The organism is Mumia sp. ZJ430, assembly GCF_011751845.1.
In the GTDB taxonomy this organism is placed as follows: domain Bacteria; phylum Actinomycetota; class Actinomycetes; order Propionibacteriales; family Nocardioidaceae; genus Mumia.
Genome location: NZ_JAAHFK010000002.1, coordinates 611453 through 625509 on the forward strand (window position 1 = coordinate 611453; position 14057 = coordinate 625509).

14 protein-coding genes are annotated in these 14057 nt (G+C 69.8%); 4 read left to right on the top strand and 10 right to left on the bottom strand.

Annotation, left to right across the window (positions count from 1 at the left end; genetic code table 11):
- Positions 1–4: 4 nt before the first annotated feature.
- The 4 genes from HCT63_RS09465 to HCT63_RS09480 all read right to left on the bottom strand — a co-directional run bounded on the left by HCT63_RS09465 (position 5) and on the right by HCT63_RS09480 (position 2685).
- A complete protein-coding gene (locus HCT63_RS09465) occupies positions 5–571 on the bottom strand; it encodes a hypothetical protein (protein ID WP_167003506.1) in 567 nt (188 codons plus the stop codon).
- Positions 568–1143 carry a hypothetical protein gene (locus HCT63_RS09470; protein ID WP_167003508.1) on the bottom strand — a complete coding sequence of 192 codons (576 nt, stop codon included), beginning with the start codon at positions 1141–1143 and terminating at the stop codon, positions 568–570. Before HCT63_RS09470 ends, HCT63_RS09465 begins: the two co-directional genes overlap by 4 nt.
- Before the next feature lie 124 nt (positions 1144–1267).
- Entirely contained in the window at positions 1268–1843 is a 576-nt protein-coding gene (locus HCT63_RS09475) for a hypothetical protein (protein WP_167003510.1), read from the bottom strand.
- Positions 1843–2685 carry a GNAT family N-acetyltransferase gene (locus HCT63_RS09480; protein WP_167003512.1) on the bottom strand — a complete coding sequence of 281 codons (843 nt, stop codon included), beginning with the start codon at positions 2683–2685 and terminating at the stop codon, positions 1843–1845. The genes HCT63_RS09475 and HCT63_RS09480 overlap by 1 nt, the downstream gene beginning before the upstream one ends.
- Positions 2686–2771: 86 nt before the next feature.
- Here HCT63_RS09480 and HCT63_RS09485 point away from each other — a divergent pair, with 86 nt between their 5' ends.
- Entirely contained in the window at positions 2772–3284 is a 513-nt protein-coding gene (locus HCT63_RS09485) for a DinB family protein (RefSeq protein ID WP_167003514.1), read from the top strand.
- Here HCT63_RS09485 and ispG read toward each other — a convergent pair.
- The 5 genes from ispG to HCT63_RS09510 form a co-directional block, all read right to left on the bottom strand.
- On the bottom strand, positions 3281–4429 hold the full coding sequence (gene ispG, locus HCT63_RS09490) for a flavodoxin-dependent (E)-4-hydroxy-3-methylbut-2-enyl-diphosphate synthase (protein WP_167003516.1): 1149 nt from the start codon (positions 4427–4429) through the stop codon (positions 3281–3283). The genes HCT63_RS09485 and ispG overlap by 4 nt on opposite strands.
- 62 nt (positions 4430–4491) lie before the next feature.
- Positions 4492–5793 (bottom strand): M50 family metallopeptidase, encoded by a 1302-nt coding sequence (locus HCT63_RS09495; protein ID WP_167003517.1) that lies wholly within the window; start codon positions 5791–5793, stop codon positions 4492–4494.
- Positions 5790–7034 carry a 1-deoxy-D-xylulose-5-phosphate reductoisomerase gene (gene dxr, locus HCT63_RS09500; RefSeq protein ID WP_243842965.1) on the bottom strand — a complete coding sequence of 415 codons (1245 nt, stop codon included), beginning with the start codon at positions 7032–7034 and terminating at the stop codon, positions 5790–5792. The genes HCT63_RS09495 and dxr overlap by 4 nt, the downstream gene beginning before the upstream one ends.
- Before the next feature lie 127 nt (positions 7035–7161).
- Entirely contained in the window at positions 7162–7962 is an 801-nt protein-coding gene (locus HCT63_RS09505; RefSeq protein WP_167003520.1) for an ABC transporter permease, read from the bottom strand.
- A complete protein-coding gene (locus HCT63_RS09510; RefSeq protein WP_167003522.1) occupies positions 7959–8906 on the bottom strand; it encodes an ATP-binding cassette domain-containing protein in 948 nt (315 codons plus the stop codon). Before HCT63_RS09510 ends, HCT63_RS09505 begins: the two co-directional genes overlap by 4 nt.
- Before the next feature lie 140 nt (positions 8907–9046).
- Between HCT63_RS09510 and HCT63_RS09515 the strand changes: the two genes are divergently transcribed.
- Both HCT63_RS09515 and HCT63_RS09520 read left to right on the top strand, forming a co-directional pair.
- Positions 9047–10204, top strand: coding sequence for a histidine kinase (locus HCT63_RS09515; RefSeq protein WP_167003524.1), 1158 nt, complete (start codon positions 9047–9049; stop codon positions 10202–10204).
- Complete coding sequence (locus HCT63_RS09520) at positions 10201–10845, top strand: response regulator transcription factor (protein ID WP_167003526.1); 645 nt, start codon at positions 10201–10203, stop codon at positions 10843–10845. The genes HCT63_RS09515 and HCT63_RS09520 overlap by 4 nt, the downstream gene beginning before the upstream one ends.
- A 126-nt stretch (positions 10846–10971) precedes the next feature.
- Here the strand turns inward: HCT63_RS09520 and HCT63_RS09525 are convergent, their stop codons facing one another.
- Positions 10972–12414 (bottom strand): gamma-aminobutyraldehyde dehydrogenase, encoded by a 1443-nt coding sequence (locus HCT63_RS09525; RefSeq protein WP_167003528.1) that lies wholly within the window; start codon positions 12412–12414, stop codon positions 10972–10974.
- 142 nt (positions 12415–12556) lie between these two features.
- On the opposite strand from HCT63_RS09525, the gene HCT63_RS09530 reads away from it, so the two are divergent.
- A complete protein-coding gene (locus tag HCT63_RS09530; protein ID WP_167003530.1) occupies positions 12557–13933 on the top strand; it encodes an aspartate aminotransferase family protein in 1377 nt (458 codons plus the stop codon).
- Positions 13934–14057: the final 124 nt, after the last annotated feature.

Genomic DNA, 14057 nt, shown 5'->3' on the forward strand with positions numbered 1-14057 from the left:
CGGCTCACCGGTAGCGGACCCAGGGCGGCTGCTTGGGCGAAACGAGCGACGGGTAGCCGTCGGCATAGGTGTCGGGCCCGGGCTGGGGCGAGCTGACACCGTCGTTCTGGCGTGAGACCAGCGAGACACTGACGCGCACGGGCTTGCGGTTGCGGTCGAGGCAGCGCTGCGGGATGCGCACGGTGATCGCGCGCGCACCGAAACGGATGCGGTCACCGCGGCACCGTACGGTCGACTCGTCCTGGAAGCTGATGAGGGCCAACGACGACCATGGGCCGTCGGGATAGCGCGCCTTGCTGGAGATGAACAGCGGGCGAGCGCGGGCCTTCGTCACGATCGTGACGGTGACTGCCTCCAGCTCGGACTTCTTGAGCTCGGGGACGGTGATGCGGACGACAAGAGCGCGCTTCTTGTTGGCGACCTTGATCTTGGTCATATCGACCGCGGCCGTCGCGTCGCCCCGCGCGTCCTTGAAGGAGCGTGTCTTCGCCACCGCCGGTGAGGCGGCCGCGCCGACGACGAGCGTCGACACCGCCGCACCGACCGCGAGCGTACGGAGAGTGCGCCTCATCGGTAGCGCACCCAGGGCGACATGCGCTCGGAGGTCAGGCTCGGGTAGACGTCGATCTGCGCCTCCGGACCCTCCTCGGGCTCCTCCTCGAGGAGGATCTCGTCGTCGCGCCCGAAGACGGCGGCAACGACCTTCACGGCCTTCGTGTTGGCGCCCAGGCAGCGCTGCGGGAGGCGGACGGTGATCGACTTCTTGTTGAAGCGGACACGATCGCCCTTGCACGCGACGGCGAGCTCCTCGGAGTCCTCGTCCATGAGCATGAGCGGCATCCAGCCGGCACCCTCCATGCGCATCTTCATCGACACGAACTCGGGGCGGCCCTTGGCCTTGGTGCGGACGCCGACCATGACGCCGCCCACCTTCGACTTGCGAAGCCCCGGCACCGACAGGCGCACGACGACGGCGCTCTTCTTGTTGGTGACCTTCACCTTGGTGATGTCGAGGGCAGAGGTCGCGTCGTCCTTGTTGTCGGTGAAGCTGCGGGTCTTCGCAGCGGCGGGCGAGGCGGTCGCGGTGACGACGAGGGCTGCGGCGGCGCCGGCGGCAGCGAGGGCCCGGAGGGTACGGATCATGGGGTGCTCCTGCGTTGATGGTGGCCGCAGCGTAGCCCGCCACAGGGTCAGGCAGAACGGCTGTCTGCTCGCTGTGACGCGATCGAGATCTCGGGTGAGTAGGCCCCGTACGAGGCCGTCACTGTCAGCGGTAGGCGACCCAGCGCGTCATCTTCGTGCCGCGGACCTTCGGCACCCCGTCGATCGGCAGCGTCGGACCCGGGGACGGGTCGAGCAGCACCTCGTCGGGGACGTCGCCGCGAAGGTAGGCGCGGGTGAACACCGCGACCTGCACGCGCACGGCGGAGCGGTTGGCGTCGAGGCACCGTTGAGGGATCGAGACGACGACGCGACGCGGCTTGACCTGCATCCGCAAGCCCTTGCAGCTCCGCCGCTCGTCGTCGAGACGCTGCCACGTCGTGTCCCAGCCGGAGCCACGCCGCACCTTGGACGCTGCGTACTCGGGGCGCCCCGCGACCTTGCGGCCCACGAAGACCGTGAACCCGCCCAACCGCCGACGCTCGAGCCGCGGGATGCGCAGCGCGACCGTGACCCGGTGCTCGGCGTTGCGCACGCGAAGGGACGAGATGTCGAGGGCGCTGAGCGCGTCGCCGCGGGCGTCGGGCACGTCGCGTACTGCCGCCTGCGCGGGTGCGGCGACGAGGCCGAGCGTGAGCAGGACGGCGATCGCGAGCGTCACCGCCGTACGTCCGGCGCGCATCAGAACAGCACCGACGCGAAGGTCGTGGTCTGGACGAAGCCGACGCGCTCGTACACCCGCCGTGCGGGGATGTTGTAGTCGTTCACGTACAACGACACGACCGGCGCGACCTCACGCTGCGCGCGCTCGACGACAGCGGCCATCCCTGCCGTACCGAGCCCCTTGCCGCGGTGCTCGGGCGACACGTACACCCCTTGGACCTGGCAGCCGCGTGCGGTCGCCGACCCCACCTCGGCCTTGAAGAGCACCTCGCCGTCCTCGATGATCGCGTACGCCCAGCCGCGGCTGACCAGCTGCGTGACGCGCGCGCGGTAGCTGTTGCGTCCGGGCAGCTCGGGGCTCTCGCCGACCTCCTCGGTGAACATCGCGACGCTCGCCGGATAAAGGAGGTCGATCTCGTCGATGAGCACCGGGCGCAGCCGCGGGTCAGGCGTCACCGCCGGTGGCCCGGCGATCTCCAGGAACGGCTGATCGAGCCGCAGGGAGCGCGCCGGCCCCCACTCGGGTGCGAGGTGGTCCCACAGCCGGACGACGGCGTCACGGGGACCGACGATCGACGACGACAGTCGGCCGTGGCTCTCGGCTCGGTAGGCGAACGCGTCGACCGCGCGGCCGGTCGCCTCCACCGGGACGAGGTTGGCGCCGACGTGGCAGGCGGAGACGAGCGTGCCGTCCTCGAAATAGCCCCAGACCTCACCGCCCAGCCAACGCGCCTGGAGACGTGTCGTCGTCGCGCGGTGGTCGACGAACAGGTTGACTATCGGGTCACGGTCGATGAGCGTCTGCAGGAGCGGGAGATCGTCCTCGTACAGCACGCGAACACCCGTCGTGGTGCTCAGCATGCGTCCTCCTCCCGCCGGTCCGTGTGGTGAGCCTATCCGGCTACCCACGCACGGGCCATGGTCCGCGGACGACGTACGGTCTGGAGATGCCTGACACACCGCTCGGCGAGCCTCCGCAGGCCCTGCGTGACCCCCTCCGGCTCCTGGAAGGGCAGCTCGACCATCTGCGCGACGCCGTGCTGCTCACGCTCGACGCGATGAGCGACGACGAGCGGCGGCGTACGCGAGTCCCGTCGGGGTGGACGCCGATCGGGCTGCTCACCCACCTCACGCACGTCGAACGCCGCTGGCTGGAGTGGGGGTTCCTCGCCGAGCAGGTCGCCGACCCGTGGGGCGACGCCACGCCGGAGGGCGGATGGTCGGTAGCAGACGACACGTCGTACGAGGAGCTGCGTCGCCGCTTCGTCGCACGGACCGCCCGATCCCGTGAGATCACGTCGGATGCCTCGTTGGAAGACGTCGCGCAGCTCGGTGGACGGTTCTCGGAGGACCCTCCGAACCTTGCATGGATCCTGCTGCACCTGGTCCAGGAGTATGCGCGCCACGCCGGGCACCTCGACATTGTCGCCGAGCTCGCCGGGGCGGGCACCGAAGCCTAGGAGACGGCGACCTCGGGCGACGCGCCCTCGACCGGCTCCATCTCCTCGGCGATCCGCATCGCCTCTTCGATGAGCGTCTCGACGATCTTCGACTCCGGCACGGTCTTGATGACCTCGCCCTTGACGAAGATCTGGCCCTTCCCGTTGCCGGAGGCGACCCCGAGGTCGGCCTCGCGCGCCTCGCCCGGACCGTTCACGACGCAGCCCATGACGGCGACGCGCAGCGGCACCTCCATGCCCTCGAGGCCGGCGGTGACCTCCTCGGCCAGCGTGTAGACGTCCACCTGGGCGCGGCCGCACGACGGGCACGACACGATCTCGAGCTTGCGGGGACGCAGGTTGAGCGCCTGGAGGATCTGGATGCCGACCTTGACCTCCTCGACCGGCGGCGCCGACAGCGAGACGCGGATCGTGTCACCGATCCCTTGGCTCAGCAGCGCACCGAACGCGGTCGCGGACTTGATCGTGCCCTGGAACGCCGGCCCCGCCTCGGTGACGCCGAGGTGCAGCGGCCAGTCGCCCTTCTCGGCGAGCAGCTCGTACGCCCGCACCATCACGACCGGGTCGTTGTGCTTCACCGAGATCTTGAAGTCGTGGAAGTCGTGCTCCTCGAACAGCGACGCCTCCCACACGGCCGACTCGACGAGCGCCTCCGGGGTCGGCTTGCCGTACTTCTCCAGCAGCCGCTTGTCGAGCGAGCCCGCGTTGACGCCGATCCGGATCGACGTGCCGTGGTCCTTCGCGGCCTGCGCGATCTGCTTGACCTGGTCGTCGAACTTGCGGATGTTGCCCGGGTTGACGCGCACCGCGGCGCAGCCGGCCTCGATCGCGGAGAAGACGTACTTCGGCTGGAAGTGGATGTCGGCGATCACGGGGATCTGCGACTTGCGCGCGATGTCGGGCAGCGCCTCGGCGTCGTCCTGGCTCGGGCACGCCACACGCACGATGTCGCAGCCGGCAGCGGTGAGCTCGGCGATCTGCTGGAGGGTCGCGTTGACGTCGACCGTCGGCGTCGTCGTCATGGACTGCACCGAGATCGGGGCGTCTCCGCCGACCTCGACCTTGCCGACCTTGATCTTTCGGCTGGGTCGGCGGGGCCGGAGCACCGGCGGCGGGGCGGCCGGCATTCCCAGGTTGACGTCCATGCGGTTCCAGGTCTCCTCGGTACGGATCGAACGGTGCGGATCGAGATCAGGTGGTGCGACGGTCAGGTCAGGCGTACGGGGTTCACGATGTCGACGTAGACCAGGATGATGCCCATCACCAGGAGGACGGCACCCATGGCGTACGCGACGGGGAGCATCTTGGCGACGTCGACCGGCCCCGGGATCGGCTTGCGCCGCAGCCTCGCGATCGCGTTGCGCAGCCCCTCCCACAGCGCCCCGGCGATGTGGCCGCCGTCGAGCGGGAGGAGCGGGATCAGGTTGAAGATGCCGATGAAGAGGTTGATGCTCGCCAGCAGCAGGGCGACGAAGTGGACGCGGTCGGTCCACGTGGTGCCTTCGGCCGACGTCACCTCGCCGGCCACACGGCTCGCACCGACCGGGCTCATCGGCGTGTCGTCCGCGCGCTCGGCGCCGAACGCGGCCTTGGTGACCTCGACCATCTTCTCGGGCAGCGACCCGATCGCCTTGACGGTGTTGACCGTCATGTCGCCCATCGTGGTGACGACATAGCCGAGGCCTTCGCGCTCGTACGTCGGCGTCGGCGAAACGCCCAGGAAGCCGACGTCCTCGACCTTGTCGGGATCGTCCAGCGACGTCCGTGCCTGGACGGACGTGTTGACGGTGACCGTACGGTCGGTGCCGTCGCGCGCGAACCCGATGGTCGCCGGTGCATTGCCGTTGGCCCGGATCGCGCGCGAGAGCTGGTCCCAGCTCGTGACCGGAGTGCCGTTGAAGGACGTGATCTCGTCGCCGACCTCGAGACCGGCCTGCTTCGCTGGCGCGACCGGGTCGGAGGTGGTGCAGGTGCGTCCGGCCTCGCTCGACGGGATCGCACAGTCCGACACCGCCGACACGGTGGTGTTGACGGTGCTCGCGCCGATCGTCATGAAGACGGCGGCGAACAGCACGAACGCGATGACGAGGTTGACGGCCGGGCCGCCGACCATCACGATCGCCTTCTTCCACCACGGCAGGCGGTAGAACAGGCGCGGCTCGTCCTCCGGCGTCACGTGCTCGTACTCCGCCGAGCGGGCGTCGGAGATGAGTTGGGTGAACATCCCGGTGTTGGACTGGCGGACCTGCCCGGGGCCGTCGCCAGGGTGCGGCGGGAGCATGCCGACGATCTTCACGAAGCCGCCGAGCGGGATCGCCTTCACGCCGTACTCGGTCTCGCCCTTACGGGTGGACCAGACCGTGCGGCCGAAGCCGACGAAGTACTGGGTGACCTTGGCGCCGAACTTCTTGGCCGGGAGCATGTGCCCGACCTCGTGGAGCGCGATCGAGACCGCGAGGCCGATGACCACGGCGACGACACCAAGGGTATAGAGCAGCACCTCCGTCATCGGCGCTCCTTTGCGGCACTCTGGTGGCCCGCGATCAGCTCGTGGGTTCTCGTACGGGCAGTCGTGTCGGCCGCCAGGACGTCGTCGACGGTCAGCGGCTCCTCTTCCGAGAGTACGCGCGCGGCGGTGAGGTGTTCGTCGAGAACGGCGCCGACGGTGTCCACGATCCCGAGGAACGGCAGCTCTCCGGCGAGGAACGAGGCGACGCACGCCTCGTTGGCGGCGTTGTAGACCGCAGGGGCGGTGCCTCCGGCGGTCCCGGCACGACGGGCGAGGCGTACGGCGGGGAACGCGTCGTCGTCCAGCGCGGCGAAGTCCCACTGCGAGGCCTTCGTCCAGTCGCAGCCCGGGCCGGCGTCCGGGACACGGTCGGGCCAGCCCATGCCGAGGGCGATCGGGATCAGCATCGACGGCGGCGACGCCTGCGCGATCGTGGAGCCGTCGACGAACTCGACCATCGAGTGGATCATCTGCTGCGGATGGACGACGACGTCGACGCGCTCCATCGGCACGTCGAACAGAAGGTGTGCCTCGATCACCTCGAGGCCCTTGTTGACCAGGGTCGCGGAGTTGATCGTGATGACCGGCCCCATCGCGAAGTTGGGGTGCGCGAGCGCCTGCTCGGGGGTGACGTCGGTGAGCTCGTCGCGGGTACGGCCACGGAACGGGCCGCCACTCGCAGTGAGGACCAGGCGACGCACCTCGTCTGCCGTGCCGCTGCGCAGCGCCTGGGCGATCGCCGAGTGCTCAGAGTCGACGGGCACGATCTGACCGGGCCGCGCGAGGGCGGTGACGACCGGACCTCCGATGATCAGCGACTCTTTGTTGGCCAGCGCGAGCGTCGTGCCTGCCTCGAGCGCGGCGATGGTCGGGCCGAGGCCCACGGCGCCGGTGATCCCGTTGAGCACCACGTCGCACGGCGTCGCGGCGAGCTCGGTGGCGGCGCGAGGGCCGGCGAGGATGCGCGGGAGCCGGTATTGCCCCTCGGCGTAGCCGCGGCGCTGCGCCTCGGCGTACAGCGCGAGCTGGACGTCCTGGGCGGCGGTGGCCTGCGCGACGGCGACGATCTCGACCTCGTGGGCGATCGCTTGCTGGGCGAGGAGGACCGGGTCGCTGCCGCCCGCGGCGATGCCGGTGACGCGGAATCGGTCGGGGTTCGCGGTGACCAGCTCGAGCGCCTGGGTCCCGATCGAGCCGGTGGATCCGAGGACGACGACGTCGCGGCGTCGTGCTGTGGGCACGCTTCGGCTCTGCACCATGGGGACAGTCTTCCAGGTGCCCCTCCCGTCCCCGATTCGGGCGGTTCTCCACCGAACACCGGTCGGAGTTCGGTGGAGAAGTGCCCGAATCGGGGACGAGGCACGCGCGCTACTTGATCTCGCTGCGCAGCACCCGGAACCAGCCGAGGACGAACGGGACGACGAGCCAGATGAGGCCGGAGACACCGAGGTGCGCCCACTCCTCACCGCTGGGCCCGCCGGCCTGGAACAGCGGTGCCTGTGCAGCCGAGAAGTCGATCCACGGCCACACGTCGCCGAACCAGCCGATGAACGCGACCGCAATCCCGAAGATCGTCGGCAGCACGAACGCCCACGCGAAGTACACGACGATCGCCGCCGGGGAGCTCAGAAGCAGCATGCCGAACGTGATCCCCATGAGCAGCGCGAGTGCCTGCCCGGCGTAGAAGCCGACGAACTGGCTGGCGTCGATGCTCCAGCTCGTCTCCCCGGAGCCGAGGACGGCCATCAGCAGCGTGCCGATCGTGGCGGCGACGAGGGCGGCGACGACGGCGAACAGTGCCGTGATCAGACCCGTGACGACCTTCGCGGCCAGCACCCGGCCGCGGTTCGGCTCGAGGGTGAAGGTGACCAGCGCGGTGCGCTGTGACCACTCGCTGGTCACCGACAGGACGCCCAGGACCGGCAGCAGCACACCCATCGGGATGTTCATCCCGGCGAGGAAGTCAGTGAAACCGAGATTCACGTCCTCGGCGAGGCCGACCCACAGCATGATGATCATGACCAGGAGGCTGATCGCGGCGATCGTGCCGAGGAGCCACTTGCCCGCCCGGGTGTCGGCGAGCTTGCGCAGCTCGACCCGCACCAGCCGGACGAACGGGACGCGGGGACGGGTGAGGTCGATGCCGACCTCGGGAGCGAGCGCGGTCATGCCTGGCCTCCTTGGGGGACGTTCGGGCCGAAGTCGGGGGCGGGAGCCGGCGCGAGCGCGTCGCGCTGGTTGCCGGCGGTGAGCTGCAAGAACAGGTCCTCGAGCCCGGCGCGGTCTCCCGGCCGCAACTCGATCAGGGCGACACCCGCAGCAGCGACGGCCTTGCCGACGTCGGCGGGGTCGGCGTCCGTGACGAACCCGTCCGAGGTCGCGGGCGTGACGTGGATGCCCGCGACCGAGAGCGCGCGAGCCAGCGCATCCGGCTCCAGCGCGCGTACGAAGGTGCCCGCGCCGGCGAGTAGCTCCTCCTTGCGACCCTGGGCGACGATCTGGCCGTTGCCGATCACGATGATCTCGTCGGCGATGACCTCGATCTCGTGGAGCAGGTGCGACGACAGCAGGACCGTGCCACCACGGTCGGCGTAGTGGCGCAGCAGCTGGCGCATCCAGTGGATGCCTGCAGGGTCGAGGCCGTTGGCGGGCTCGTCGAGGACGAGGACCTGCGGGTCCGCGAGCAGCGACTGGGCGATGCCGAGACGCTGGCGCATGCCGAGCGAGTAGTTGCCGACCCGGCGCTTGGCCTCCTTGGCGGAGAGGCCCACGAGCTCGAGCATCTCGTCGACGCGGTTCTTGGGCAGGCCCATCGTGTGCGAGGCGATCGTGAGGACCTCGCGGCCCGTCCGGCCGTTGTGCTGTGCCGAGGCGTCGAGGAGGACGCCGATCTGCGCACCGGGGTTGGGGATGTCGGTGTAGCGGTGGCCGCCGATCGTCGCGGAGCCCGACGTCGGGTGAGTCAGGCCGGTGAGCATCCGCAGGGTCGTCGACTTGCCGGCACCGTTCGGGCCGAGGAAGCCGGTCACCGTGCCCGGGCGGCACCCGAAGGTGATGTTGTCGACGGCGAGGTGGTCGCCGTACCTCTTCGAGAGGTTCTGGACTTCGATCATGCCTCCAGCATCCCCCGCACGAGGGGTCACGGACATCGGCCCATGGGATCGGGACAGATAGCCGAAAGTAGGGGTTCGGCCGAGGATCGGCGACCTTCGGCCGGTACGGGGACGTGAAGGGCTCGCCTAGGCTGGTGAGCGTGGACGAGGTCGACCCCGCGGCGTACCAGCCGCCGCTGCGCTGGTGGAGCCAGGCGTGGCGCCTCGGTCTCGCCTCCGGAGTCGGTGCGATCGTCTGGATCCCGGTCGCTGAGTGGCAGGCCGATCACGCACCGTGGTGGTTCTGGCTCGACCTGCTCGGCGGCGTGATCGCCCTGGCGGCAGTGACGCAGCGCCGCCGGTACCCCGTCGGGGTCGCCGTGCTCACCACGGTCATCGCGATGGGGTCGATGTCGGCCGCCGGCTCCGCGCTGCTCGCCGCTACGTCGCTCGCGACCCGTCGCCGCCTCCGCGAGATCGTGCCCGTCGGCGCCCTCGTACTGGTCCAGACGGTCGTCGTCGTCTTCATCGATCCCTCGATCAGGGACGAGCGGGGATTCGTCCTGGCGATGGGCGTCATGCTCGTCGCGATCGTCTTCGCCATCGGCATGTACGTCGGTTCGCGGCGCGAGCTCCTCTACACGTTGCGTGAGCGCGCCCGCGTCGCCGAGGCCGAGCAGTCCAGCCGCGTCGCACAGGCCCAGATCGCCGAGCGTGCCCGGATCGCCCGCGAGATGCATGACGTCCTGGCCCACCGGATCTCCATGGTCGCGATGCACGCCGGAGCGCTCGCGTACCGGACCGACCTTCCGCCGGAGGAGGTCCGCGCGTCGTCGGAGGTCATCCGCGACCACGCGCACCTCGCCCTGACCGACCTGCGCGAGGTGCTCGGCATCCTCCGCGCCGGCGAGGACGACGGCGATCGACCACAGCCGTCGTGGGCCGACCTGCCCGATCTCGTCTGCGGCGCGCAGTCGGCGGGCATGCGGGTGCGCCTCGACGACGAGGTCTCGGCGCTCGGTCCACCCGAGCGGCTCGGCCGTACGGCTTACCGGGTCGTCCAGGAGGCGCTCACCAACGCCCACAAGCACGCGCCCGACACCTCCGTCACGGCGACGCTGCGGGGTGCGCCCGAGGACGGCGTCGTCGTCGAGGTCCGTAACCCGCTGCGCGTCGGGTCGGTGCACGAGCGGCTGCCCACGTCGGGGCTCGGGCTGGTCGGCCTCGCCGAGCGCGCCGACCTCGTCGGCGGGACCCTCACCCATCGGATCACCGGTGACGAGTTCGTCCTGACGCTGGCGCTACCGTGGCCGGCATGATCCGTGTGGCCCTGGTCGACGACGACGCCCTCGTACGCGCCGGGCTGCGGCTGATCCTCGGTGGCGCCGCCGACCTGGAGGTCGTGACGGAGGCGGGTGACGGCGCGGCCGCGCTCCAGGCGCTGCGCGAGCATCCGGCCGACGTCGTCCTGATGGACATCCGCATGCCGCGGATGGACGGGCTCACGGCGACCGCCGAGCTGCAGCGCGCCGCTGATCCCCCGTACGTGATCGTGCTGACGACGTTCGACGCGGACGACTACGTGCTGCGCGCACTGCGGCACGGCGCGAGCGGGTTCCTCCTCAAGGACACGCCGCCGGAGGTGCTCGTCGACGCGGTGCGCAAGGTCGCTGCGGGCGAGCCGATGCTCTCGCCGAGTGTCACCGAGCAGCTGATCCGCCGCGTACGCGACCTCGGTGACGGGGACGGCGATGCGCAGGCGCGGTTGGAGATCCTGAGCGAGCGCGAGCGTGAGGTCGCCGTCGCCGTCGGCCGCGGGATGTCCAACGCGCAGATCGCGACCGACCTCTACATGAGCCTTGCGACTGTCAAGGCCCACGTCTCGCGGATCCTCACCAAGCTCGACGCCGCAAACCGGGTGCAGGTCGCGATCGCCGTCCACGACGCCGGCCTGGTCTGAGGCCCCCCGCTGGTCCTGTCACTTTCCGTGGGGCCCACCGAAGACGCAGTGCCCCACCGGAAGTTTCCGGTGGGGCGCTCACTTTCCGTGGGGCCCAACGGAAAGTGAGGGCGGGCGTACGGAGGCTCAGGCTTCGATGTTGCTCATCACGTGCTTCACGCGCGTGTAGTCCTCGAGCCCGTACATCGAGAGGTCCTTGCCGTAGCCGGAGTGCTTGAACCCGCCGTGCGGCATCTCCGCGACGAGCGGGATGTGGGTGTTGATCCACACGCAGCCGAAGTCGAGCCGCTTGGCCATCCGCATGGCGCGACCGTGGTCCTTCGTCCAGACCGACGACGCGAGGCCGTACTGGACGCCGTTGGCCCAGCGCACCGCCTCGTCCTCGTCGGAGAACTGCTGCACCGTGATGACCGGACCAAAGATCTCGTTCTGGATCGCGTCGTCGTCCTGCCGGAGGTCCGCCAGCACCGTCGGCTCGAAGTAGTAGCCCTGCGTCAGGTCGCCGCCGGATCGCGATCCGCCTGCCGCGACCTTCGCGTGTCCGGGGAGACGATCGACGAACCCGGAGACGCGCTCGAGCTGCGGGGCGCTGTTCAGCGCACCGTACAGCGCGTCCTCGTCGTCGGGGAGTCCGGTCTTGAGCCCCTTGGCCTGCTCGGCGATCGCGTCGACGAAGTCGCCGTACACCCGAGGCGAGGCAAGCACGCGGGTCGCCGCTGTGCAGTCCTGGCCGGCGTTGAAGTAGCCGGCCTCGGCGATCGCCGCCGCAGCCGCCTCGATGTCGGCGTCGTCGAACACCACGACCGGCGCCTTGCCGCCGAGCTCGAGATGGACGCGCTTGACGTCCTCGGACGCCGATCGCGCCACCTCCATGCCCGCCCGCACCGAGCCGGTGATCGCGACCATCGCCGGTGTCGGGTGCGCGACGAGCGCCCGGCCGGTGTCGCGGTCACCGCACACGACGTTGAGCACGCCCGGCGGGAGGATGTCGGCCGCGATCTCGGCGAGCAGGGCCGTCGAGGCGGGGGTCGTGTCGCTCGGCTTGAGCACGATCGTGTTGCCGGCCGCCAGCGCGGGCGCGATCTTCCAGATGCCCATGAGCAGCGGATAGTTCCACGGCGTGACCTGGGCGACGACCCCGATCGGCTCGCGTCGGATCATCGACGTGTGGCCGGCCATGTACTCGCCGGACGCGCGCCCCTCGAGCACGCGCGCCGCCCCTGCGAAGAAGGTCAACGCGTCGTCGACCATCGGCATCTCCTCGCTGACGGTCAGTCCGCGCGGCTTGCCGGTGTTCTTCACCTCCACGTCGACGATCTCGTCGAGGCGGTCGTGGATCGCCTGGTTGAGCTTGATCAGCGCCGCCTGACGCTCGCGTGGGGTCGTGTCGCGCCAGCCGTTGTCGAAGGCGCCCTGAGCCGCCCTCATCGCCGCGTCGACGTCGGCCTCGCGCGACATCGGCGCGGAGGCGTACGCCTGTCCGGTCGAAGGGTCGATGACGTCGTACGTGGCGCCGTCGAGCGCCGCCACCTTGTCGCCGTTGACGAAGTTCGTGAGGGTCTCGGTCATGACCTCAATCTGGCACAGGCATCGGTCGCTGACAATGGATTGAATGGTCAAGCAGGCCCGTGCCTACGGATTTCGTATCTGCAGCAGCCTCTCGCAACCGAAAACCTTTGCCTGTGGCCGCTTCGTGGGCGATACTCGATCCATGAGCGAACAGTGGGACGACGCACGTCTTCAGCGCGCCGCCAAGGACCACCTCTGGATGCACTTCACGCGCCACAGCACGTACGAGAGCTCGGACGTGCCCGTGATCGCCAAGGGGGAGGGCGCATATCTCTTCGACACCGCAGGCAAGCGCTACCTGGACGGGCTCGCGGGCCTGTTCGTCGTCCAGGTGGGGCACGGCCGTGAGGAGCTCGCCGAGGCTGCTGCCAAGCAGGCCCGCGAGCTGGCGTTCATGCCGCTGTGGTCGTACGCGCACCCGCCGGCCGTGCAGCTCGCCGAGCGCGTCGCCTCGTACGCACCTGGCGACCTCAACCGTGTCTTCTTCACGACCGGCGGCGGCGAGGCGGTCGAGTCTGCGTGGAAGCTCGCCAAGCAGTACTTCAAGCTCACTGGCAGGCCCACCAAGCACAAGGTGATCAGCCGCAACATCGCCTACCACGGCACCCCGCAGGGCGCGCTGTCGATCACCGGCATCCCGGACATGAAGGCGCCGTTCGAGCCGCTCGTGCCGAGCACGTTCCGCGTCCCCAACACGAACATCTACCGCGCGACCGAGCACGGTGACGATCCCGAGGCGTTCGGCCGCTGGGCCGCTGACCGGATCGCCGAGGCGATCGAGTTCGAGGGCCCCGACACCGTCGCTGCGGTGTTCCTGGAGCCCGTCCAGAACGCGGGCGGCTGCTTCCCTCCCCCGCCGGGATACTTCCAGCGGGTCCGTGAGATCTGCAACGAGTACGACGTCCTGCTGGTCTCCGACGAGGTCATCTGCGCGTTCGGGCGTCTCGGCGAGATGTTCGGCGCGGTGCGCTACGGCTACCAGCCCGACATCATCACGTGCGCCAAGGGCCTGACGTCGGGCTACTCGCCGCTCGGCGCGATGATCGCGTCGGACCGCCTGATGGAGCCGTTCCTGAAGGGCCACGAGTCGTTCCTGCACGGCTATACCTTCGGCGGGCACCCGGTCTCGACGGCCGTCGCCATGGCAAACCTCGACATCTTCGAGCGCGAGGGCATCAACGAGAACGTCCGCGCCAACGAGGACGGGTTCCGCTCCACGCTCGAGAAGCTGCTCGACCTCGACATCGTCGGTGACGTCCGCGGCGACGGCTACTTCTACGGGATCGAGCTGGTCAAGGACAAGGCCACCAAGGAGACGTTCAACGAGGACGAGTCCGAGCGGCTGCTGCGCGGGTTCCTGTCCAAGGCGTTGTACGACGCGGGCCTCTACTGCCGTGCCGACGACCGTGGCGACCCGGTCGTGCAGCTCGCTCCCCCGCTGATCTGCGACCAGGAGCACTTCGACGAGATGGAGCGGATCTTGCGCTCGGTCATCACCGAGGGCCAGAACCTGCTCTGACCCGTACGACGCGAAGGCCGCCGTCCCCGTACCCCGGAGCGGCGGCCTTCGTCGTACGTCCTCCGGCGGGCCCGCGCGGCCGTTCCACCACGGCACCCGCTGGGGTACCCGAGCGAAGCGACAC

Bases quoted from the DNA above. Each gene is read 5' to 3' on its own strand.
- HCT63_RS09485 (WP_167003514.1), top strand. From the start codon at position 2,772: ATGCCTGACACACCGCTCGGCGAGCCTCCGCAGGCCCTGCGTGACCCC.
- ispG (WP_167003516.1), bottom strand. From the start codon at position 4,429: ATGGACGTCAACCTGGGAATGCCGGCCGCCCCGCCGCCGGTGCTCCGG.
- HCT63_RS09480 (WP_167003512.1), bottom strand. From the start codon at position 2,685: ATGCTGAGCACCACGACGGGTGTTCGCGTGCTGTACGAGGACGATCTC.
- HCT63_RS09470 (WP_167003508.1), bottom strand. From the start codon at position 1,143: ATGATCCGTACCCTCCGGGCCCTCGCTGCCGCCGGCGCCGCCGCAGCC.
- HCT63_RS09475 (WP_167003510.1), bottom strand. From the start codon at position 1,843: ATGCGCGCCGGACGTACGGCGGTGACGCTCGCGATCGCCGTCCTGCTC.
- HCT63_RS09520 (WP_167003526.1), top strand. From the start codon at position 10,201: ATGATCCGTGTGGCCCTGGTCGACGACGACGCCCTCGTACGCGCCGGG.
- HCT63_RS09505 (WP_167003520.1), bottom strand. From the start codon at position 7,962: ATGACCGCGCTCGCTCCCGAGGTCGGCATCGACCTCACCCGTCCCCGC.
- HCT63_RS09495 (WP_167003517.1), bottom strand. From the start codon at position 5,793: ATGACGGAGGTGCTGCTCTATACCCTTGGTGTCGTCGCCGTGGTCATC.
- HCT63_RS09465 (WP_167003506.1), bottom strand. From the start codon at position 571: ATGAGGCGCACTCTCCGTACGCTCGCGGTCGGTGCGGCGGTGTCGACG.
- HCT63_RS09510 (WP_167003522.1), bottom strand. From the start codon at position 8,906: ATGATCGAAGTCCAGAACCTCTCGAAGAGGTACGGCGACCACCTCGCC.
- HCT63_RS09525 (WP_167003528.1), bottom strand. From the start codon at position 12,414: ATGACCGAGACCCTCACGAACTTCGTCAACGGCGACAAGGTGGCGGCG.
- HCT63_RS09530 (WP_167003530.1), top strand. From the start codon at position 12,557: ATGAGCGAACAGTGGGACGACGCACGTCTTCAGCGCGCCGCCAAGGAC.